This is a genomic window from Actinoallomurus sp. NPDC050550, from assembly GCF_040655075.1.
Classification (GTDB): domain Bacteria; phylum Actinomycetota; class Actinomycetes; order Streptosporangiales; family Streptosporangiaceae; genus Actinoallomurus.
The window spans coordinates 85383-105933 of the sequence record NZ_JBFAJC010000007.1 but is presented as its reverse complement, the minus strand read 5'-3'; the positions used below and the strand labels follow the sequence as shown (position 1 = coordinate 105933).

The window sequence follows — 20551 nt, the reverse complement described above, 5'->3', positions numbered from 1 at the left end:
ACGGCGCTCCCCGGCACGGCTCGGCCTGCCGCGCGGCGGGCCAGGCCAGCAGGCTGGATGACGGCCAAGAGCCCATTCGACCGCCGTGGCCGCCTTCGGCGCCCTGGTCGCCGACCAGGGGCACTTCTTCACCGGTCTGCGCACCAGCCTGCTGACGGCCGCGCTGCTCGTGCTCGCGACCGCGGCGACCAGCCTGCTGCTGCGGCACGCACCGCAACAGACTCCCTGACCTGTACGAGAAAGGTGACATCCCAATGACCACGTGGACGAGCGACGAACTCACGAAGATCGAGAGGGCGGAGGAACTGCGGATCGCGTCCCTGCGGCGCGACGGCATGCTGAGCGACTGGCGCACGATCTGGGCCGTACGGCTGGGCGACGACGTCTACGTCCGCTCGGTGAACGGGCCGACCTCCGCCTGGTACCGCGGCACCCGCGCACGCCAGGAGGGCCGGATCCGGGCCGGCGGAGTGGAGAAGGACGTCACCTTCGTCGAGGCCGACCACGACCTGGACGACCTGATCGACGCGGCCTACCGAACCAAGTACGGCCGCTACGCCGCGTCCATCATCGAGTCCATCACGAGCCCCCAGGCGAACTCCACCACGATCCGGCTCGACCCGCGCCACTGATCCCCGGCGCAAGGCCGACTGAGTGGGTGATCGCCGAGGTTCTTCGGGGCCGAAGCCACGACGACCCTCGGCGGAACGAGGCCGTACGGCGCACCCCGCCGGAGGAGCCCCCGGTCCGCCGGGCGGCCGTCGTGCACCCGTCAGCGTCCTTCGGTCTCGGGCGGGCAGAACGGGGAGCCATCCGGTTGGAGTGGGCCGGTGTCGGGGGGCTCGGCGGTGACGTTGTGCTGGAGCCGGTTGAGCAGGCGGTGTAGCGCGGCGATCTCCTCGGGCTGGAGGCCCTGGCGGAGGCGCTGATCGTGGGACTGCGCGGCGGCCGCCAGTTTCCGGAAGAGCTGCTCGCCGCGCTCGGTCAGGGCGACCTGGTGAATGCGACGGTTGGCGGGGTCTCGCTGCCGGGTGATGAGACCGTCGGCCTCCATCGCGTTGAGGTGGTGGGTCAGGGTGGCGCCCTGGATTCCGACGGCGCGCGCGAGTTCGCGCTGGTTGGCGGGCCGCTGGGTCTTGAGCGTGAGCAGGATCAGCCATATCGGCAATGAGCCGCCGGCCGCGGCCAGGGCGTCGTCGAAGACCCGACTGACCGTCTTGGCCGTCTGGGACAGAACCAGCCCGATGGGGGGCCCGAAGGAGGCAGCCATAGCCGAACACCCTATTCGATTCCTCACGAGTCTAACCGTTTGACATCTCACCGTTAGATATCTAATAGTCTACGAAAGCCTACCGACCGGAGGGATCGATCATGAGTACGCAGCAGCAGGTTCTGGAACTGGGCCGCCGCTGGGCCGAGGCGGAGCAGAACGCCGACGTCGCCGCGTTGGAAGAGTTGACCACCGACGACTTCACCCTCGTCGGGCCCGCCGGGTTCGTGCTGCACAAGCCCGAATGGCTGGACCGTTACCGCACCGGCTCGCTCACCACCCACACCCTGATCTGGGACGAGGTGGAGATCCGCGACTACGGCACCGCTGCCGTGGCCGTCGGCCGGCACACCCAGAAGGCCGAATACCAAGGGCATCCGGCCGATGGTCGCTTCCGGGTCACCCACATCGCCGTCCTGCGAGACGGCCGATGGCTGCTGGCCGGCCTGCACATGAGCCCGATCGCCGGTCCGTGACGGCGACACGGCAAGGACGGACCATGCGCGTCAGCATCAACATCACCCGCTATTCGTGGCCGGGTGGCCCGGAACGCGTGGGCGCCGAGCTCGAGCGGATCGTCCGGCTGGCCGACCAGGCCGGCCTGGACACCGTCTGGGTGAACGATCACCTGCTCCAAGCCGACCCGACCAGCACCTGGGACGCCGCGATGTGGAGGCCTACACCACGCTGGGCTTCCTGGCCGCGCACACCCGCCGCGTCCGGCTCGGCACCATGGTGACCGCCGCGACCTTCCGGCCGCCCGCGTTGCTGGTCAAGGCCGTCACGACACTGGACGTGCTGTCGGGCGGCCGGGCCTGGCTGGGCATCGGCACGGGCTACCACCAAGGCGAGGCCGACGCGATGGGACTGCCGCTGCCGCCGCTGCCCGAACGGTTCGAACGGCTGGAGGAGACGCTGCGGATCGCCACTCGCATGTGGGCGAACGACACCAGCCCCTTCGAAGGCCGTCACTTCCGGCTGGGCGGCCCGGTCAACAGCCCGCAGCCGCTGCGGCGCCCGCACCCGCCGATCCTGATCGGCGGCATGGGCGAGCAGAAGACCCTGCGGCTGGTCGCTCTTCACGCCGACGCTTGCAACCTGTTCGACATTCCCGACGGCGGGCGTACCATCCGCCACAAACTGCGCGTCCTTGCGCAGCACTGCGAGGACGCCGGCAGGCCCTACGGCGAGATCGAGAAGACGGTCAGCACCCGCTTGGGAGAGACCGAGTCCGCCGACGGGTTCGCCGAACGCTGCGAGGCCTTCGCCGAGCTCGGACTCGACCACGTCGTCGTGATCACCAACGGTCCCTGGACCCAGGACGCCGTGGCGCGCCTGGCCCAGGCGGCCGACCGCGTACGGACCGTCTGAACCGCACTCGTACCTGGTCCGCGAGCCCGGGTAGACGATCTCGCGACGATGATCGCGGGATCCGTCGGCGTTCGGTCGCTCCGTCGGAGTCCCTTGGGAGACGCGGCATGATGGCGGCCATGACGCGACGTTCACTGCGGGTCGTCCTGGCAGAAGACTCGGTCGTCCTGCGCGAGGGCATGGTGGAGCTGTTGTCGGCGCGAGGGTGCTCGGTCGTCGCCGCGGTCGGCACACCGGACGGCCTGCTGGCGGCGGTCGCCGAGCACGGCCCCGACGTCGCCGTCGTGGACATCCGGATGCCGCCGTCGCACACCGACGAGGGCATCCGCGCCGCCCTGGAACTGCGGCAGAGCCGGCCGGAGGTCGGCATCCTCGTCTTCTCCCAGCACGTGGAGGCCGTCCTGGCGGCGCGGCTGCTGTCCGGCGGCGCCGCCGGAGTCGGATACCTGCTCAAGGAACGGGTGGCCCGGACGTCCGAGCTGGTCGACGCCCTGCACCGGGTGGCGACGGGCGGTACGGTGCTCGACCCGGAGATCGTCACCGGGCTGTTGGAGAGCGGCACCCGGCGGAGCCGCATCGACGCGCTCACCCGGCGGGAGCGCGAGGTGCTCGACCTCATGGCGCAGGGGCATTCCAACCGGTCGATCGCCCAGCGCCTGGTCGTGACGGAGCGGGCGGTCGAGAAGCACGCGGCCGCCATCTTCCTGAAGTTCGACCTGCCGCCCACCGCGACCGACAACCGCCGGGTCAAGGCGGTGCTCACCTACCTGACGGAGACCGGATCGCCCTAGGGGGCGTCCGGTGGATCTTCGCGCGGCTGCGCGGCGCTCGCTACGAACAAGATTCACCGGATACCCCCCGAGCGGAGGGTCAGGGTGGACCGCGCCCACGGTAGGACGGGGTCTGATCAGACCGTGGTCGGCAGGTCGGCGACGACGGTCGTGGGACCGCCGTCGGGGCTGGTGATCCGGAGGGTCCCGCCCGCGGCCTCCACCCGCCGGCCCAATCCGGTCAGTCCACTCCCGGCGGCCGGGAACGCGCCGCCCTGCCCGTCGTCGGTCACTACGAGCCGGACCCGTTCGCGGGCGACGACGACCTCCACGACGGCGGTGTCCGCGCCGCTGTGCTTGGCGGCGTTGGTCAACAGTTCGGCGACACAGAAGTACACCACGCGCTCGATCGCCGGGTCCGGCCGCTCTCGCAGGTCAAGGCGCAGGTCGACCGGGATCGGGCAGCCACCGGCGAGGGACGGCAGGGCGGCGCCGAGCCCGGCGTCCAGCGGGACCGGATTGATTCCCCGGGTGATCCGCCGCAGCCCCGCGATGGCGTCGTCGGTCTGGGTCCGCGCGCGGGTGAGGAGCGTGGCCAGCCGGCCCGCCACCGGATCCGCGTGCTCGCCGAGCGCGTCGTCGGCCAGCGAGAGGGTCATGGCGATGGCGACCAACTCGGCCTGCGTTCCGTCGTGCAGATCGCGTTCGATCGAGCGCAGCGCCTCGGTGTTCTCGGCGGCCAGCGCGTGCCGGGACCGTTCGAGCGCACGCAGGCGCCGCTGCCCGGACGTGGGGCCGAGCAGGAGCCGGGCCAGCCGGCGGTTCAGCGCGCTCGCTCCGCGGACGGCGGCGGGGACGGCCGTCAGCAGGACGACTCCGAGGAAGACCCCGGCCGGGGGCACCCACCACGGGTCCGGGCGCTCATGTGGAGGGAAGGTGAGGGCCAGGAGCGGAAAGCCGATCAGCCAGAGCGCGCCCACCGGCAGTACGGCCACGGCGACGAAGGCCACCAGCCCGGCCGGAAGACGGAGCACCAGGTACAGCAGGGCCCGCCAGCCCGCCGGGTCGGTGAGGCCGGTGCGGATCCAGCCGAGTACGCCGGGCGAACGCGGCGCCGGCTCCGGGCTCGGGACGTCCTCCCCGAGGAGCCGGGTCACGGCGCGGCGGTGCAGCCCACCGAGCACCCCGGCGCCCCGCAGACCGGCCGCGACGAGCGGAAGCCCGACCAGGGTCACCGCCAGCAGCGTGCCCGCGTACAGCATGGCGAAGACGTAGACGGCGCCCACGACGGCCACCGGCAGCCCCGCGACGGCGAAGACGACCTCGCCGGCCCGTACGGGCGTGGCGGGCGGTTCGGGCCCGGCGGCCCCGTTCCCGGGGAGGTCAACCACGTTGCCCCGCGACCGTCTCCGTGGCCGGCCCGGAGGTCGCGCGCCGGCCGGTGAGGAGGATGCCCAGCGCGGCCAGTACCGCCACGCCCGCCGCGATCGACCCGTACCCGACCGGGTTCACCGACGGGAGCGGGGAGCCTGGCAGGGTCACGCTGAACGAGGTCACGGTGGCCACCGCGACGGCCGTGCCGGTGAGCGTCCCCACCGCCGTGATCAGCAGGCACTCGGCGCAGAGCATGGAGGTGACCTGCCGGCGGGTCGCGCCGATCAGGGTCAGCAGTGCGAACTCGCGGCGCCGCGCGGCGGTCAGCGCCGCCAGGGTGTTGACCGTGGACACGCCTCCGAAGCAGACGATGAGGGTCAACTCGGCCTGGCGGAGCCAGGTGTCGCCGGCGGAGTTCACCGAGGCCATCTCCGTTCCTGCGAGGTGGCGGGAGGCATCGCCGACCGTATCGCCCATGAACCGGAACGCGCACGCCAGCGCGGTCAGCAGGGCCAGCGGGACCACCGCCGACGACAACCGGGCGGCGTACCCGCGCAGGTTCGCGTCGGCGAGCCGGCCGGACCGGGGCGCGATGGCCCGGACGGGAAGACCGAGGACCGTGACGACGGCCGCGGTGAACAGCGGCCCGAGGAGCGCGACCGCCGCCATGAGGGCCAATGTGGCCAGCAGCGCGCCCTGCCCGGCCTTGTCCGGGGGCTGGTGCGCGACGAAGAGGCAGAACGCGACCCCGCCGGCGAGCGCGAGCAGGCCGACCGGGGTACGGATCGGCCCGGCCCGGCGGTCGCCGCCGACGCTCTCTCCCAGCGCGACTGCCGGTGCGACACGGCAGACCGGGCGGGCGGCGACCATGGCGGACAGCGTTCCGAGAAGGAGTGCGATCACGGAGGCCGCCACCGCCGGCACCGGGGTGAACGGGATCCGGCTTCCCGCGGGCACCAGGTCCCGTCGCACCAGCGCACCGAGGAGACGATGGGCGCCGAGTGTCCCGGCCGCCCAGCCGACCGGGCTGACGAGGGTCACCACGATCAGGACCTGCCGGCGTACCAGCCCGCGGACCTGCCGGGGAGTGGCCGCCACGGTGCGCAGCAGCGCCAGTTCGCGGTGCTGCTGGCGGACCGCGAAGCCGAGCGTATTGGCCACCACGAACAGGGCCACCAGGATGGCGATCTCCCCGAACGCGCCTCCGATGAGCACGAGACCGGGCTGGCCGGCGCGCGCCGGGGGAGAGACGACACTCGCGGCGATCAGCGCCCCGAACAGGGTGATCGCGGTCACCGCCATGAACAGGGCCGTGGCGAGCCCGGCGAACGTCGCCGGCCGGGTCCGGATCTGCCCGAAGGCGAGCCGCAGCACATCAGCCTCCCAGCCGGCTCAGCCGGTCGGAGACGGTCGCCACCGACGGGCGTTCCAGGTCGTCGACGATGACGCCGTCGGCCAGCACGAGGACGCGGTCGGCGTATCCCGCGGCGACGGGGTCGTGCGTCACCATGACGCAGGTCTGCCCCCGTTCGTCGACGCCGGTCCGCAACAGCGACAGGATCTCCGCGCTGGTGTGCCGATCGAGCGCTCCCGTCGGCTCGTCGGCGAACAGCACCCGTGGCCGGGAGACCAGCGCCCGCGCGATGGCGACCCGCTGCTGCTGGCCGCCGGACAGTTGTCCTGGACGGTGCCGCTCGCGCCCGCCGAGCCCCACCTGCTCCAGCGCCGCCCGTACGTCCGCGCGCCCGGGCGGCCGCCCGGCGAGGCGTCCCGGCAGCGTCACGTTCTGCTCGACCGTCATCGCGGGCATCAGGTTGAACGATTGGAACACGAAACCGACCTCTTCGCGGCGCAGCTCCGCCAGGCGCCGTTCCCGCAGCCGGGACACCTCCGTCCGCCCCCACCAGACCGCGCCGGCGGACGGCCGGTCCATTCCCGCGAGGCAGTGAAGCAACGTCGTCTTGCCCGAGCCGGACGGCCCCATCACGGCCGTGAACGTCCCCCGAGCGAAGGCGACGGTCACGCCGCGGAGGGCGTGGACGGCGTTCGCGCCCCTGCCGTAGCGGCGGTGCAGGTCCTCGCCGCGCGCCGCCGCGCCGTCGTCGGCCGTGTCGTCCGGGGACGAGGCGACGGAGGAGGCTGCGCCATGAGGTCGGTACGGCGAGGCGTGGGACGGGCCGCCGTGCCGGTGCGGCGAGGCGGTTGCGCCGGGTCCGGGGCCGTCGTACGTCGGGAGGAGTGCGTCCTGACGGCCGTGCTTGTTCGACGAGGGCATGTCCCAAGCCTGGTGCCGGTACGGGCCCCGGCACGATCGTGCTTCCATCCGAATCAGGGGTACGGAAAACCGCACCCCAGATCGACTGCCACGGTCGGCGCCAAGGGCTTCGGCGGCGGCTTCGCCGGGCTCCCTGCCTCGGCGACGCCGACGACGTCGAGTGCGCCACCGACGACACGGTCGGCGCGACCCCGTAACGCCTCGCCTAGGCCGCGCCCCATGCCCCCGATTCGGTCGCCCTCACCTGCGGTCGGTTCTTTACGTCCAGCGATTGTACCTACTAGTATGTACGGCCTGGCCGATCTGAGAAGTGAGGACCGCTGACATGCCATTGGTTCGCATCGACGCGCTGGGGACCGCCGTTGATCGGCTCGACGCGCTCGGCCGCGCCGTACACGACGCCTGGGTCGAGACCATGGGCGCCCCGCCGGACGACAGGTTCCAGGTCCTGGTCGGGCACGACGGGACCACCAGCACACTCCGCTACGACGATTACCTCGGTGTGCACCCGGACGACGGCGTCGTCTACATCGCGATCACCATGCGCTCGGGACGCCCGCCCGCGCAGAAGAAGGCGCTGTACCGGCGGATCGCCCAACTCGCCCACGAGTACGCGGGCACCGAGCCGCGGAACGTCTTCATCACCGTGACCGAGAACGCGCCGATCGACTGGTCGTTCGGCTACGGCGCGGCGCAGTACGCCGACGATTCGCCTGCCCGGTGACTGGGATAAGGAGCGGGCGACAAGGCGGAACCGGACGCGCTGCCCCGGGCGGAGCTGGCCGGCACGGCCCAGGTCGGCGTTCGTCACGACGGCCGCGACCGGATAGCCGCCCGTGGTCGGGTGGTCGGTGAGGAAGACGATGGGCAGGCCGTTCGGAGGCACCTGCAGCGCGCCGGTGACCATTCCCTCGCTCGGCAGTTCGCCCTCCTGCCGGCGGGTGAGCGGCGGCCCCTCCAGCCGCACCCCGATCCGGTTGCTGTGCGAGCTGACCTCGTACGGTCCGCGAACGAGCGGTTCGAGGCCCTCGAACCAGTCATCGCGCGGTCCGGGGATGATCCGCAGCACCGGTTCCTCCTCCGGCTCGTAGCCGGGGGCGACGTCCACGGTGATCGGCCCGGAGGTACGGCCGACCGCGAGCCGGTCGCCGACGGCGAGCGGAGCGGGCCCGAGCCCCGACAGCAGGTCGGTCGACCGGCTGCCCAGCGCCGGCGGGACGTCGAGACCGCCTCGCACCGCGACGTACGTGCGGACGCCGCCGGACGGCGTGCCGAATTCGACGACGCCTCCCGCCGGGACATGGCAGGGCGCGTTCATCCCCCCGGGCCGTACGTGCAGCGGCGCGCCGGTCACCGCGATCCAGGCCGCCGCGTGGAACCGCAGAGCCGCGCCGCCGAACGTGAGCTCCAGCCCGGCAGCGTCCTCGGCGTTGCCGACCAGCCGGTTGGCCAGCCGAAGGCTGCCGGGATCCGCCGCGCCGGAGTGCGGCACCCCGAGGTGGGCGTGGCCGGGACGGCCGAGATCCTGAACCGTCGCGAGCGGCCCCGGCCGGACGACCTCGACCACCTCGGTCATGTGCTCTCCTCCGCCGGGGGAGGGACCCGGCGGGCCATGCTTACGATCCGCTCGCTCATGTGGTCTCTGTCGCCGGGGGAAAGGCCAGGCGGGCTGTGCTCTCGATTCGTGTGCTCCGCCGGCTCATGAGGCACCGCCTCCGGCGGCGGCATCGTCGGTGACGATCTCGAAGCGGACTCGGGTGCCCGGCTGCAGGAGGGACGGCGGGTCGCGGTCGGGATCCCACAAGCGCAGCGTCGTACGGCCGAGCAGCCGCCAGCCGCCGGGGGAGCGCGCGGGATAGACGGCGGTGTACGGTCCGGCGATGGCCACCGCGCCGGCCGGGACGGCCGTGCGCGGAGACTCCCGCCGGGGGACGTGCAGTGTCTCCTCGAGCCCGGTCAGGTAACCGAATCCGGGGGCGAAGCCGAGATAGGCGACGACGTAGTCGCCCGCGGCGTGGCGTCCGGCGACCTCCTCCGGGGACAGGCCGGTGAGCGAGGCGACCTCCTCCAAATCCTCCCCGTCGTACACGACGGGAATCCGCAGTGGCTCGCCGCCCGCCTCAGCCGCCTCGGGGAGGGGCAGGCCTCGCAGCAGCCCGTCCAGACGGCCCAGATCCGTGCCGGGGCGCGCCGTCACCAGCAGCGTCCGCTCGCCGGGGACGACCTCCACGATCTCCGGCCGGTCGAGCGCACGCACCGCGGCATGCAGCCGGTGCGGCGCGTCCGTCTCGATCAGCAGCGCGGCATCCCCCGCGCGACGGACCTCCGCGATCGCGTCCCCCGCGTTCAAGCGAACGACTCCACGGTCACGCCCGCCTTCTCCAGGGCCTCCCGTACGGAGCGGGCCAGCTCGACCGCGCCCGGGGTGTCGCCGTGCACGCAGATCGACCGGGCGTCGAGGCGTACCTCGGTGCCGTCGACGGCCTCGACCACGCCGTCGACGGCCATCCGCAGCGCCCGCCGCGTCACCCGCTCGGCGTCGTGGATCACCGCGCCGGGCTCCCGCCGGGAGACCAGTGTCCCGGCCGGGGTGTAGGCGCGGTCGGCGAAGCACTCGTGGACGATCGTCAGGTCGCTCACCTCGTGCAGGACCGAGCCGGGAAGGGTCAGCACGGGCAGCGTCGGGTCGTACGCCGCGACGGCGGCGGCCACCGCCTCGGCCTGCACCGGGTCGCGCACGATGCGGTTGTAGAGCGCGCCGTGCGGTTTGACGTACCGCACCCGGCCGCCCTCCGCGCGGGCGATGCCGTCCAGCGCCGCGATCTGGTACAGCACCTCGGCGGTCAGCTCCTCGGCGGCGACGTCCATCTCCCGGCGGCCGAATCCGGCCAGGTCCCGGTAGGACACCTGGGCGCCGATCACCACGCCGCGCTCGACGGCCGCCGCGCACGTACGGCGGAGGATCAGCGGATCTCCGGCGTGGAAGCCGCACGCGACGTTCGCGCTGGTGATGACGGACATGAGGGCCAGGTCGTCGCCGAGCCGCCACGGCCCGAATCCCTCGCCCAGGTCGGCGTTGAGGTCGATCATCCTGCCACGCTCTCATCCGACCGGTCGGTGATGAGCATCCGGCCCGGCGCGTGTGTGATCGCGAACGGGGGAGCGCTCGCCATCACGACCGCCTGCGGGGTGACGCCGCACGCCCAGAAGGCCGGTACGTCGCCCGGCTCGAGTTCGACCGGATCCCCGAACTGCGGGACGGCGAGCGAGGCGATTCCGATCTCTGCCGGGTCGCCCACGTGCACCGGGGTGCCGTGCATCGCGGGGTAGCGGGCGGTGACCTCGATCGCGACGTCGACCAGGTCGGCGGGGATCGGGCGCATGGACACCACGAGCGGGCCGGCCAGCCGTCCCGCGGGCCGGCACGGCCGGGACGTGACGTACATGGGGACGTTCCGACCCTGCTCGATGTGGCGGAGGGGCACGCCCGACGCCGCGAGCGCCGCCTCGAACGTGAAGCTGCAGCCGATCAGGAAGGCGACGAGGTCGTCCCGCCAGTACGCGGTGGCGTCGGGCACCTCCGCGACGAGGGCGCCGTCCTGGTACACCCGGTAGGCGGGCAGGTCGGTGCGCAGGTCCGCGGCGGCGATCTCGCGGGCGTACGGGTCGCCGGGGTCCGTGACCTCGAGGATCGGGCAGGCCTGCGGGTTGCGCACCGCGAACAGCAGCGCGTCGAAGGCCAGGTCGCGGGGGACGGCGAGGAGATTCGCCTGAACGTATCCGCGGCACCAGCCACTCGTGGTCACCGGCGTCTCACCGGTCCGGAAAACCTCGCGAGCCTGGGAGGGGGTGAGGATTCCACGCTGGTCCATGGTCGTCATGGCAGGTTCATGCCCGCTGAACGCCCTCTACCGCGCGCCCACCCGTATCGGTCTCACGTCACGGTGCCGGACGGTCGGCCGGAATCGGGGACGGTCCTCCACCGGACTCGGCCGGAACCGTCGCCTGGAGGGCGTGGAGCAGCCGTGCCACCGTGTCGATCATCGCGCGGATCGCGTCCGGCCGCGCCTCGACGAGGTCGCGCGCGATCATGCCTTCGACCGTCGCGACCAGGATGTCGACGTCCGCCGAGGCGTGCGGGTAGCCGGCCTCCGCCAGCACCTCGGCGACGATCTCGTGGCAGCAGTCGGTCCAGGCCCGCGCGAACGGCCGGAACGCGGGCTCGCGCCCGACCTGGAAGTACAGCTCCCACAGGGCCAGCTGACGGCTCCGCTCGGCTTCGCAGGCGGGGGCCAGCGCGCTGACGACGGCGTCGGCGACCGCGGCCGGTTCGGTGTCGGTGAGCGGCCGCAGCCGCTCGCGCATGGCCGACACGTCGCGCTGCACCAGCCGGGCGAACGCCTGCGTCAGCAGGTCCTCGCGGGAGCGGAAGTAGTACGTGGTCGCGGCGAGCGGCAGCGCGGCCCGGTCGGCCACGGCGCGGTGGGTCACCTGGGCGAACCCGCCCGCCTCGAGGAGGTCGACGGCCGCGTCGAGCAGCGCCTCCTTGCGCTGCCGCCCCCGTGCCTGGGCCGGCTCCTGCCGGTACGGTCCCCCTTCGGCGGCCGTATCCCCGGGGGGTGTCTTCGAACGTGGTCCCGCCTCGGCCGGTTCTACGGCGCGGTCGGCGTCACGCTTCCCCGGCTTGCTCTTCGCGGCCTCCGCGCGCCCGCGGGGCGGCATCCGTTTGCCCCAGGCCATGACCTCTCCAGCACGTGTATCGGTCAAGCCTAGGGGTGTCCGGTGGATCGCCGCGCGGCCGGAGAGAGATCCACCGGATCCCTTTAGTTCTCGGGGCTGTCCCGCAGGGCCAGCAGTGCCGCCCGGAGCGCCCGGGGATCGCCGTCGGTCTCGTTCAGGATCGCCATGAACCGGTGGAGGATGGAGTGCCGGTCATGCCCTCGGTCGAGCAGGCGCTGGGCGACCGTCCACAGGTGCGGCGGGTCACCGTCCCAGATGCGCGAGGCGAGCCGGAGGTGGGCCTCGATGTGCGCCGGATCGGCGTCCGGATGCTCGAACGTCAGCAGCAGGCGCCGATCGTGGTCGTTCGACGGGTCGAGACGCGTCAGGTCGATGTCGGCGTTGCCGCCCGTCAGGAACGGGAACGCGAACGCCCGCCGGGCCAGGGCCTCCAGGTCGCCGTCCGGCAGCAGCCGCTCGACGAGCTCCCGGTCGAGCCCGAACGTGGTCGGGTCGCGGTACGCCTTGGCGAACTTGCCGGTGATGTCCCAGACCTTGTCGAGGGTCTGTCGGACGCCCTCCTCGGGCAGGCCCGTACGTTTGCTCGCCCAGCGCACCCACGCCGCGAGCACGTGCGGCATGGCCTCCTGCTCCGCGGGCGACAGCATCACCTTGCGCGGCAGCCAGTGCAGCAGGAACGTCTCGCACTTGATCGGGCTGACCCGCAGCGGGCGGCCGAAGTCGTGGTCGCAGCCGTAGTCGATGATGCGGTCGACGCAGCGGCTCGCCGCGGAACGGTCCGACAGCTCCTCCGCCTCATCGGAGGCGAGGAACTGCGCCGCCATCGTTGCGCGGCGGTCGTGGCCGTACACCGGCGGCGAGGCCAGCCGGCCGCCGGGCGGCAGCGCGCGCACCCGGGCCCGGACGAACGCGTGGTAGTTGCCGAAGGTCTCCTTGACCGGCGGATCCTCGGTGCCGTCCGTGACGGCGAGGGCTCTCTCCAGCCGCGCCCGGGCCTGGGCGGCGGGGATCGGCTCGAACCGCATCAGGGGGTTCTCCTCGGCCTCCTTGCGGCAGTAGCCGAGCAGCTTGTCCACCTGCGAGGAGACCCACGCGTCGATCACCATGCCGCGCTCGTTGTGGTCGACCACGACCACCAGCGCGTGGCGCTCCTCCCCGCCGTAGGTGTAGGTGCAGACGATGGAGTCCTGGTCGCCGTAGACGTCGTGGGAGACGTAGCTCTCCTCGGAGACGACCATGCCGACGCGGTCGGCCCAGCCCGGCCGGGCGACCCCGGCCTCCATGAGCGGGAGCGCGGCGTCCTCGGCCTTGGCGGCCTGGCGCGGCGTGCCCAGGGCCGCGATGCCGGTGAGCAGGGCGAGGGCCGCCGGGGTACGCGCCTTCGCGGCGTACTCGACCAGCGCCTCCCCGATGAGCTTCTCGACGTCCTCCTGGACGAGGCGCTTGCCCCACCAGGTGCCGAGCATCTCGCTGACGATCAGCTCGGCGTCGAGGGGACTGCGGACGGCCAGGAGCTCACGGGCGGCACGGAGCATCTCGGCGAACACGGCGTCCGGGGGCGGCGCGGGACGCCGGGTCATGCGGCCTCCCCACGGAAGGACGCGTCCGTGCCGCGGCGGGACCCGCCGAGCGACTCGCGCGTCGATCGACGTCGCCTGATGACTGCCGAATACGCGGGACACGCCCGGGGAGCGGCGTCCGCGGGGGCGCGCAGGCCCACCTCGCGCAGGTCGCTCACGTTCTACCTTTTCGGAGTACGTCCCGATGCGCGCCCGTGACGGATGCGCGAGGGATTAGTGGTCCAGTGTCCGGCCACTCACCCTACTCGCCCGAGGGCCGTTCGGGTCGGCGTCCCGAGGGTGGTTCCGACTTGATCATCGACATCAGGTGCTCGCGCGCGACCACCTCGACGAGCGTCGGCGTCAGGTCGACGCCGAGATGTCGGGCCCGCAGCCGGAGGTCGCAGACGCAGCGCTCCACCGCGTCCCGGGAGAGGGTGGGGAAGTCCCGGCAGAGCCGCCCCACCACCGGATCCCGTACGTCGACCTGCAAGACCCGCTGCGTGGAGGTCATGCCGACCCCTCTCGCCTCAGACGATTTCAGTCCACCTGCGTCCCGCTCAGCGCCCAATCTCGATCCTCCCCCGAAGCAGTGTCAAGACCTCCGGGGGGACAGGTCGTCCTTGCCCTCCTCAGTGTTCCCGCTGGGGTCGGGGGGCTCACCGGGGCCACCGAAATTCCTGGTCGAAACAGGACGAGAGCCCGCTTTTTCGTCGAGCCAGGCGGGGTGATGCCGGGCGGCCCACTCTGGCTTGACGTGCCCGAGGAACATCCCGGACAGCGCGCCCGGGTCCCGCAGGGCGTACCAGAGGTGACCGAGGAACACCACGAAGATCGCCAGGGTCAGCCAGTCGTGGACGAAGGTCGCCCCGGTGCGGTAGACGTCCGGCCACGGGTGGGGGAACGTCAGGATCGTCCCGGTGCCCAGCATGACGAGGATCGCGCCGGCGACGAACGCCGCGTTGAGCTTCTGACCCGCGTTGAACTTGCCCACCGGGTGGATCCCGCGGCCGCCCACGGTCGCCCGCCGGTCCCGGCCCCGCAGCCACCCCCAGTCGGCAGGGGAGAATCGGTTGAGCCGCCGCAGGTCGTCGCGGAAGGCGCGCGACGCCCAGCCGAGCAGCGCGGGAACCGGCAGCCCGAACCCGGCGACGATGTGGATCATCCGGAACAGGTGGCGTCGCCCGACGGTCTCGGCCAGCGCCGGGACGTACAGCACCGCCGCGGTGGCGAGGCAGACGAGCATGAGGACGGCCGTCACGTGGTGCACGCTCCGTACGGCGCGGGTGAACCGGATCATGACGTGTATCCGTTCGAGCGGCCGATCCACGCGTCCACGTCGTAGCCGCGGACCTCCCAGTAGCCCGGTTTGACCCGGTCCACCAGGTCGATCCCGCCGAGCCACTTGGTCGACTTGTAGCCGTACATCGGCGCGACGTACATCCGCACCGGGCCGCCGTGCTCGTGGCTCACCGGGCCGCCCAGCATGCTCGTGGCCACGAGCACGTCACGCCGGCGCGCCTGCTCGAGCGTGAGCGCCTCGGTGTACGCGCCGTCGAACGAGGTGAACCGGACGCCCTTGGCCCCCGGCCGTACGCCGACGACGTTCAGGAGGTCGGGCAGGGCCACTCCCGCCCACGCGACGTCCGGCACCGTCCATCCGGTGACGCAGTGGAACGTGTCGGTCATCCGCGTCTGCGGCAGCGCCTCCAGGTCGGCGAAGCTGAACGTACGCGGGTGATCGACCAGCCCGCCGACGGTGAGGCGGTAGTCCGCCGGCTCGACGCGCTTGACGGAGTCGACCACGGAGTAGAAGCGGAAGCCGCCGGCCGCCGGGATCAGGCCCGAGACCCGCGAGCCGACCGGGCCGACCGCGCGGTTGACGCCGCTCTGGACGCGCGCGCCCACGACGACGCCCACGGCCCCGAGGCCGACCATGCCGAGGACGACGCGCCGTCCGACAGGGGTTCCATCGCTGGTCATGTCTCTATTCGAGCACCGCGGAGGCCGCATTCGGAACGGCGGCGGACGATACGTCAGCGAACCGTCACATCTCTGGCACTTGACGGCCGCGACGAATCGTCCTCCATCTCCCGACCGGACGGCCGAGGACCGTCGCGTACGGGGGACCGGAGCCGGTCACCCTGCGCATGCCTGGGCGAGCGGCGGTCGCGCGGACCGTCTCGTACGCTCGTCCTCGGTGACCCGGTGTGACCGCCGGGGCCCGGACGGTGCAGGATTGAGGCCGGACGCTCCCGGAGGACGCCATGACGATCTCGCTGCCGATCGATTCCGAGGCCAACGCGCTGCTGAACCGCAGCCCGCTGGCGCTGCTGATCGCGATGCTGCTCGACCAGCAGGTGCCGCTCGAGCGCGCCTTCGCGGCGCCGTACGAGCTGGCGCGGCGGCTCGGGCACGACCCCGACGCCGAGGAACTGGCCCGGTACGCCCCTGACGCGCTCGTGGCGGTCTTCAGCGAGCGGCCCGCCTTGCACAGGTACCCCAAGGCGATGGCGGCCCGTGTGCAGGCTCTCAGCCGCGCGGTGCTGGAGGAGTACGACGGGACGGCCGAGCGGATCTGGACGGAGGCGGCGACCGGCCGTGAGCTCCTGAACCGGATCGGCGCGCTGCCGGGCTTCGGCGACCAGAAGGCCCGGATCTTCCTGGCGCTGCTCGGCAAGCGCTTCGGCGTGCGGCCGGAGGGCTGGCGCGAGGCGGCCGGCCACTACGGCGACGAGGGCGCCCATCACTCGGTCGCGGACATCGTCGACGAGGAGTCGCTGGGCCGGGTCCGCGCTTACAAACAGGAGATGAAGGCCGCGGCCAAGGCCCAAAGCTGATTTACAAAGTTTGTCAAACCGGGAAATTGCCGCGAAGTCGACAGTTGCCAGAACCGCCCCCGGCGGACTGATCATCGCGCCCCCGGGACGACACGGGACTCGCCGAGATCGGGGATGTCGCCCGCCCGGTGACGATCGGCCCCTATCATCATGCTTCCCGCCGGACGCGAGGTCTCGCGCCGAGTGACCGGAGGGTGACCGGAGGGCGCGCCTGGCGCGGTCGCCGGAATAACGATGCCGCACGGGGCTTCCGTCGGCGCCGAAGCATCGACATGATGAAAACCTGACTCCGAGCGGTGTTGTGATGGAGGCGGGAGCGCTAGCCTGCTCCCATTCACCCATAGTGATGCGGAAATGCCTCGCAGTAGGTCTGAGCGCGCGACGGAGGTGTCGACGGTGAGCACCGATACGTCTGTGCCGCACCCACGGATCTCCGGTCTCGACGCGTCGGATTCGGCGCTGTTCGCCACGTTGCTTCGGGAGGCTCCGATCGGGTTCGCGCTCTTCGACAACGACCTGCGCTTCAAGCGCGCCAACGAGATGCTGGCGCGCATGCACGGCGTCAGCGTCGCCGACCTGGAGGGCAACCGGCCCGCCGAGGTCATCTCCGGGGAGATCGGGGGCGTCATCGAGGCCTCCGCCCGCAAGGCCCTCGACGAGGACCGCCCGGTCCTGGACGTCGACCTGCCGCTCGGCGAGCGGCATTGGGCCCACTCCTGGTTCCCCGCCCACGGCGCCGAGGGCGAGGTGTCCGGGGTCGTCATGGTCGCCGTTGACGTCACCGACCGTGTCCTGGCGGAGCGGTCGATCCGCCGCAAGGAGGAGCGCTACCGCTCCCTCGTCGAGGCCAGCTCCCAGGTGGTGTGGGTGACCACGCCGTCCGGTGAGGTGGTCGACGACGCGCCCGAGTGGCGGGCGATCACCGGCCAGACGCACGAGGAGTACGCCACCGAGGGCTGGCTGGGCGCCGTGCACACGGAGGACCGGCCGCGCGTCGAGGAGACCTGGCGGGCCTGCGTCACGAACGACCGGATCTTCGAGGCGACCTACCGCATCCGCACCCGCGCGGGCGGCTACCGCAACTACGACGTGCGCGCGGTGCCGATACGGCGCGACGGCGAGATCGTCGAGTGGGTCGGCGCCAACACCGACGTCACCGGCAAGCGCGAGGCCGAGGAGATGCGCGGCCGCCTGACCGAGCAGCTGTCGGCCGCCGCACTGCGCACCGCGCGGCTCCAGCAGGCGACGTCAATGCTGGCCGAGGCGCTGACCGTCAACCAGGTCGTCTCGGTTATCACCGAGGTCGGCCGGTCCGCGATCGGCGCCGACCGGTCGGCGGTCGCCCTCCTGGAGGAAGACAAGCTCCGCCTGCGCATGATCACTCCGGGTGGCATCCCGGAGCTTCCGGGCCCCGCCCGGGAGGAGATCGGCATCGACGGCGCCAGCGTCATGTCGATCGCGGTCCGCGAGCGGCGGCCCTTCCTCGCGGAGAACCCGGTGAGCCTGCGGCTGCAGCTCAAGGGCGACGAGATCGCCGACTTCGTCCGGCGCACCGACGAGCGCGCGTGGGTCGGCCTGCCGCTGCTGGCCGCCGGCCGCGCCCTCGGCGCGCTGCGGTTCTCCTTCACCCGGCCCCGGGAGATCACCGAGGAGGAGCGGGTCTTCCTCGAGGCCCTGGCCGGTCAGTGCGCGCTCGCGGTCGAGCGGGCGACGCTGTTCGAGCGGGAGCACAAGACCGCCGAGGCGCTGCAGCGCAGCCTGCTGCCGGACCGTCTGCCGCAGCTGCCGGCGATGCGCCTGGCGGCCCGCTACCACCCGGCGACGCGGCACGTGCAGGTCGGCGGCGACTGGTATGACGCCTTCCCGCTGCAGGACGGCCGCGTGGCGATCGCGATCGGCGACGTCATGGGCAAGGGCGTCAAGGCCGCGGCCGGCATGGGCCGGGTGCGCAACGCGCTGCGCGCGCTCGCGCTGAACGACCCGCGCCCGGCTGCGGTGATCACCGGCCTCGACCGGCTGTTCGCCGCCACCGAGGGATGGGAGCAGATCACCACCCTGGCGTACGCCGTCATCGACCCCGCTACCGGCGAAGGAATGATCAGCAACGCGGGTCATCTTCCGCCGCTGCGGATCTTCCCGGACGCCCCGCCGCGGGTCAGTGACGCGGAGGCCGGCACTCCGCTCGGGTGGCCCTCCGAACGAGAAGAGACAATTTTTTCGGTCCCACCCGGCAACACTGTGGTCTTCTACTCCGATGGACTGGTGGAGAACCGTAGACGGGGGCTCGATGCCGGTCTCGACGAGATCGTCTCGATCGCCGCCGCTGCCCCATCGGAGGTGCTTGCAGATCCTGAGATACTCGTTGACTTCTTGGTCGACCGGATGCTGGCCGGGTACGACCATGATGATGACGTGACAGTACTTGCCCTACATGTTCCGCCGAAGACGGCGTAGCACGTACGAAGGACCGCTCAGTGCCCTCTAAGGTGGGTGTCACCGGGCAGGACTCCACCGCGCGGAATAGGCGGGCGTGCCAGACTGCTAAACCGAAGGTGAGGCAGGGGTACGCTGCTCAGCGCATAGAGCCTGCAGGGCCGGCGCCCGACAGAGCACTGGGTAAACATAGCCACACGTTTCGTTCGAGAGGTGTTTGTGTCGCCTGCGAGTTCGACCTCCAAGCCGTCCGAGCTGCACGAGCACGTTGTCAGGCAATTGATCGAGCGTGGGCGTTCCCAGGGCTACCTCGAGGCCGATGACGTACGCCGTGCGTTCGAGGAGGCCGACATTCCCGTGTCGAAGGCCTCGAGCATCTTGCGGAGTCTCAGCAAGGAGGGTGTGACCGTCATGGTGAGCGCTGCCGACTCCGCGGCGCCTAAGCGCGCGCGCAACAGCAGCAGCAAGCGCGCGACGCCCGCGACCAAGAAGCCCAAGACGACCACCGCCGCCGCCGCGGCCAAAGAACGGGACACGGTCACCGCCGTCGTCGACGACGAAGTCGACGCGCCGGTGCGGCCGGCCCGCGCCAAGAAGACCGCGGTCAAGCCCAAGAAGGCAGCGCCCAAGAAGAAGACCGCCGAGCCGCCGGTCGCCAAGAAGGCGGCCGAGAAGCCCGAGGACACCGACGAGGTCAACGAAGCCGATCTCGAGGTCACCGACCTCGACGAGGCGGACCTCACGGACCTCGAGGAAGTCGACGAGGCCACCGACCTGGAGACGGGGGACGACGCCGAAGCCGACGCCGCCGCCGAGCCCGAGTCCGAGGCGGAGGTCGAAGAGGCGCCTGCGGCCCCGGCCGACAACAACAAGAAGCCCACGGGGGAGGACGACTCCTTCGTCATCGGAGACGACGACGAAGACGCCCCCGCGCAGCAGATCGCCGCGGCCGGTGCCACCGCCGACCCGGTGAAGGACTACCTCAAGCAGATCGGTAAGGTCCCGCTGCTCAACGCCGAGCAGGAGGTCGAGCTCGCCAAGCGCATCGAGGCCGGCCTGTTCGCCGAGGAGAAGCTCGCCCTCGAGGGCGGCACGCTCGAGTTCCAGGTCCGCGAGGACCTCGAGTGGATCGCCGAGGACGGCCGCCGGGCCAAGAACCACCTGCTCGAGGCCAACCTTCGGCTCGTCGTCTCCCTCGCCAAGCGCTACACCGGGCGCGGGATGCTCTTCCTGGACCTCATCCAGGAGGGCAACCTCGGCCTGATCCGCGCGGTGGAGAAGTTCGACTACACCAAGGGTTACAAGTTCTCGACCTACGCCACGTGGTGGATCCGACAGGCGATCACCCGCGCCATGGCCGACCAGGCGCGCACGATCCGCATCCCGGTCCACATGGTGGAGGTCATCAACAAGCTGGCCCGCGTGCAGCGCCAGATGCTCCAGGACCTCGGCCGCGAGCCGACCCCGGAGGAGCTGGCCAAGGAGCTGGACATGACGCCCGAGAAGGTCGTCGAGGTCCAGAAGTACGGCCGAGAGCCGATCTCCCTGCACACCCCGCTCGGCGAGGACGGCGACAGCGAGTTCGGTGACCTGATCGAGGACTCCGAGGCGATCGTCCCCGCGGACGCGGTCAGCTTCACGCTCCTGCAGGAGCAGCTGCACTCGGTGCTCGACACGCTGAGCGAGCGGGAGGCCGGCGTGGTCTCGATGCGGTTCGGCCTGACGGACGGGCAGCCGAAGACCCTCGATGAGATCGGGAAGGTCTACGGCGTCACCCGCGAGCGGATCCGCCAGATCGAGTCGAAGACCATGTCGAAGCTGCGCCACCCGTCCCGGTCGCAGGTGCTGCGGGACTACCTCGACTGAGGAATCCCGCCTAACGTTCCGATAACGATGGGCCTGGGCCGGCACCGCCGGTC

22 protein-coding genes and 1 pseudogene are annotated in these 20551 nt (G+C 71.8%); 10 read left to right on the top strand and 13 right to left on the bottom strand.

Annotation, left to right across the window (positions count from 1 at the left end):
* Nucleotides 1–85 precede the first annotated feature (85 nt).
* Together AB0I04_RS12460 and AB0I04_RS12455 are read left to right on the top strand one after the other, a co-directional pair.
* Complete coding sequence (locus AB0I04_RS12460; RefSeq protein WP_360882675.1) at nucleotides 86–229, top strand: hypothetical protein; 144 nt, start codon at nucleotides 86–88, stop codon at nucleotides 227–229.
* Nucleotides 230–254: 25 nt separating this feature from the next.
* Nucleotides 255–632 (top strand): DUF2255 family protein, encoded by a 378-nt coding sequence (locus AB0I04_RS12455; protein WP_360882673.1) that lies wholly within the window; start codon nucleotides 255–257, stop codon nucleotides 630–632.
* A gap of 140 nt (nucleotides 633–772) precedes the next feature.
* Here the strand turns inward: AB0I04_RS12455 and AB0I04_RS12450 are convergent, their stop codons facing one another.
* Nucleotides 773–1270, bottom strand: coding sequence for a MarR family winged helix-turn-helix transcriptional regulator (locus AB0I04_RS12450; RefSeq protein WP_360882670.1), 498 nt, complete (start codon nucleotides 1268–1270; stop codon nucleotides 773–775).
* Between the two features lie 101 nt (nucleotides 1271–1371).
* On the opposite strand from AB0I04_RS12450, the gene AB0I04_RS12445 reads away from it, so the two are divergent.
* The 4 genes from AB0I04_RS12445 to AB0I04_RS12430 all read left to right on the top strand — a co-directional run bounded on the left by AB0I04_RS12445 (nucleotide 1372) and on the right by AB0I04_RS12430 (nucleotide 3432).
* Nucleotides 1372–1746 (top strand): nuclear transport factor 2 family protein, encoded by a 375-nt coding sequence (locus tag AB0I04_RS12445; protein ID WP_360882668.1) that lies wholly within the window; start codon nucleotides 1372–1374, stop codon nucleotides 1744–1746.
* A 23-nt stretch (nucleotides 1747–1769) separates the two neighbouring features.
* Nucleotides 1770–2009, top strand: coding sequence for a hypothetical protein (locus tag AB0I04_RS12440; RefSeq protein WP_360882665.1), 240 nt, complete (start codon nucleotides 1770–1772; stop codon nucleotides 2007–2009).
* On the top strand, nucleotides 1940–2641 hold the full coding sequence (locus tag AB0I04_RS12435; protein WP_360882663.1) for a TIGR03560 family F420-dependent LLM class oxidoreductase: 702 nt from the start codon (nucleotides 1940–1942) through the stop codon (nucleotides 2639–2641). Before AB0I04_RS12440 ends, AB0I04_RS12435 begins: the two co-directional genes overlap by 70 nt.
* A 119-nt stretch (nucleotides 2642–2760) precedes the next feature.
* A complete protein-coding gene (locus AB0I04_RS12430; protein WP_360882660.1) occupies nucleotides 2761–3432 on the top strand; it encodes a response regulator transcription factor in 672 nt (223 codons plus the stop codon).
* A 116-nt stretch (nucleotides 3433–3548) separates the two neighbouring features.
* Here AB0I04_RS12430 and AB0I04_RS12425 read toward each other — a convergent pair whose 3' ends face one another.
* The 3 genes from AB0I04_RS12425 to AB0I04_RS12415 are packed head-to-tail and all read right to left on the bottom strand — an operon-like array spanning nucleotide 3549 to nucleotide 7060.
* The gene (locus tag AB0I04_RS12425) at nucleotides 3549–4802 is read right to left on the bottom strand and encodes a sensor domain-containing protein (protein ID WP_360882657.1); all 1254 of its coding nucleotides are present in this window, start codon (nucleotides 4800–4802) and stop codon (nucleotides 3549–3551) included.
* Nucleotides 4795–6159: an FtsX-like permease family protein gene (locus AB0I04_RS12420; RefSeq protein WP_360882654.1), complete on the bottom strand. Its 1365-nt coding sequence runs from the start codon at nucleotides 6157–6159 to the stop codon at nucleotides 4795–4797. The genes AB0I04_RS12425 and AB0I04_RS12420 overlap by 8 nt, the downstream gene beginning before the upstream one ends.
* Nucleotide 6160: 1 nt before the next feature.
* On the bottom strand, nucleotides 6161–7060 hold the full coding sequence (locus tag AB0I04_RS12415) for an ABC transporter ATP-binding protein (RefSeq protein ID WP_360882651.1): 900 nt from the start codon (nucleotides 7058–7060) through the stop codon (nucleotides 6161–6163).
* 325 nt (nucleotides 7061–7385) lie between these two features.
* Here AB0I04_RS12415 and AB0I04_RS12410 point away from each other — a divergent pair, with 325 nt between their 5' ends.
* On the top strand, nucleotides 7386–7784 hold the full coding sequence (locus AB0I04_RS12410) for a tautomerase family protein (RefSeq protein WP_360883182.1): 399 nt from the start codon (nucleotides 7386–7388) through the stop codon (nucleotides 7782–7784).
* Between the two features lie 21 nt (nucleotides 7785–7805).
* Here AB0I04_RS12410 and AB0I04_RS12405 read toward each other — a convergent pair.
* The 9 genes and pseudogenes from AB0I04_RS12405 to AB0I04_RS12365 all read right to left on the bottom strand — a co-directional run.
* Nucleotides 7806–8636, bottom strand: a pseudogene (locus tag AB0I04_RS12405) (biotin-dependent carboxyltransferase family protein); the annotation flags it as partial.
* A gap of 123 nt (nucleotides 8637–8759) precedes the next feature.
* Nucleotides 8760–9410, bottom strand: coding sequence for a 5-oxoprolinase subunit PxpB (pxpB, locus tag AB0I04_RS12400; RefSeq protein WP_360882648.1), 651 nt, complete (start codon nucleotides 9408–9410; stop codon nucleotides 8760–8762).
* Nucleotides 9407–10150, bottom strand: coding sequence for a 5-oxoprolinase subunit PxpA (locus AB0I04_RS12395; RefSeq protein ID WP_360882645.1), 744 nt, complete (start codon nucleotides 10148–10150; stop codon nucleotides 9407–9409). Before AB0I04_RS12395 ends, pxpB begins: the two co-directional genes overlap by 4 nt.
* Nucleotides 10147–10941 (bottom strand): putative hydro-lyase, encoded by a 795-nt coding sequence (locus AB0I04_RS12390; RefSeq protein ID WP_360882642.1) that lies wholly within the window; start codon nucleotides 10939–10941, stop codon nucleotides 10147–10149. Before AB0I04_RS12390 ends, AB0I04_RS12395 begins: the two co-directional genes overlap by 4 nt.
* Nucleotides 10942–10999: 58 nt before the next feature.
* On the bottom strand, nucleotides 11000–11800 hold the full coding sequence (locus tag AB0I04_RS12385) for a TetR family transcriptional regulator (protein WP_360882639.1): 801 nt from the start codon (nucleotides 11798–11800) through the stop codon (nucleotides 11000–11002).
* An 83-nt stretch (nucleotides 11801–11883) separates the two neighbouring features.
* The gene (locus tag AB0I04_RS12380) at nucleotides 11884–13380 is read right to left on the bottom strand and encodes a hypothetical protein (protein WP_360882636.1); all 1497 of its coding nucleotides are present in this window, start codon (nucleotides 13378–13380) and stop codon (nucleotides 11884–11886) included.
* Between the two features lie 241 nt (nucleotides 13381–13621).
* Entirely contained in the window at nucleotides 13622–13873 is a 252-nt protein-coding gene (locus tag AB0I04_RS12375) for a hypothetical protein (RefSeq protein WP_360882633.1), read from the bottom strand.
* A gap of 81 nt (nucleotides 13874–13954) precedes the next feature.
* Complete coding sequence (locus tag AB0I04_RS12370) at nucleotides 13955–14659, bottom strand: cytochrome b/b6 domain-containing protein (RefSeq protein WP_360882630.1); 705 nt, start codon at nucleotides 14657–14659, stop codon at nucleotides 13955–13957.
* Nucleotides 14656–15342, bottom strand: coding sequence for a molybdopterin-dependent oxidoreductase (locus tag AB0I04_RS12365; protein WP_360882628.1), 687 nt, complete (start codon nucleotides 15340–15342; stop codon nucleotides 14656–14658). The genes AB0I04_RS12370 and AB0I04_RS12365 overlap by 4 nt, the downstream gene beginning before the upstream one ends.
* A gap of 284 nt (nucleotides 15343–15626) precedes the next feature.
* Here AB0I04_RS12365 and AB0I04_RS12360 point away from each other — a divergent pair, with 284 nt between their 5' ends.
* The 3 genes from AB0I04_RS12360 to AB0I04_RS12350 all read left to right on the top strand — a co-directional run bounded on the left by AB0I04_RS12360 (nucleotide 15627) and on the right by AB0I04_RS12350 (nucleotide 20498).
* A complete protein-coding gene (locus tag AB0I04_RS12360) occupies nucleotides 15627–16199 on the top strand; it encodes an HhH-GPD-type base excision DNA repair protein (protein ID WP_360882625.1) in 573 nt (190 codons plus the stop codon).
* A gap of 396 nt (nucleotides 16200–16595) precedes the next feature.
* Entirely contained in the window at nucleotides 16596–18653 is a 2058-nt protein-coding gene (locus AB0I04_RS12355) for a SpoIIE family protein phosphatase (protein ID WP_360882622.1), read from the top strand.
* Between the two features lie 198 nt (nucleotides 18654–18851).
* A complete protein-coding gene (locus tag AB0I04_RS12350; protein ID WP_360882619.1) occupies nucleotides 18852–20498 on the top strand; it encodes an RNA polymerase sigma factor in 1647 nt (548 codons plus the stop codon).
* Nucleotides 20499–20551 lie beyond the last annotated feature (53 nt).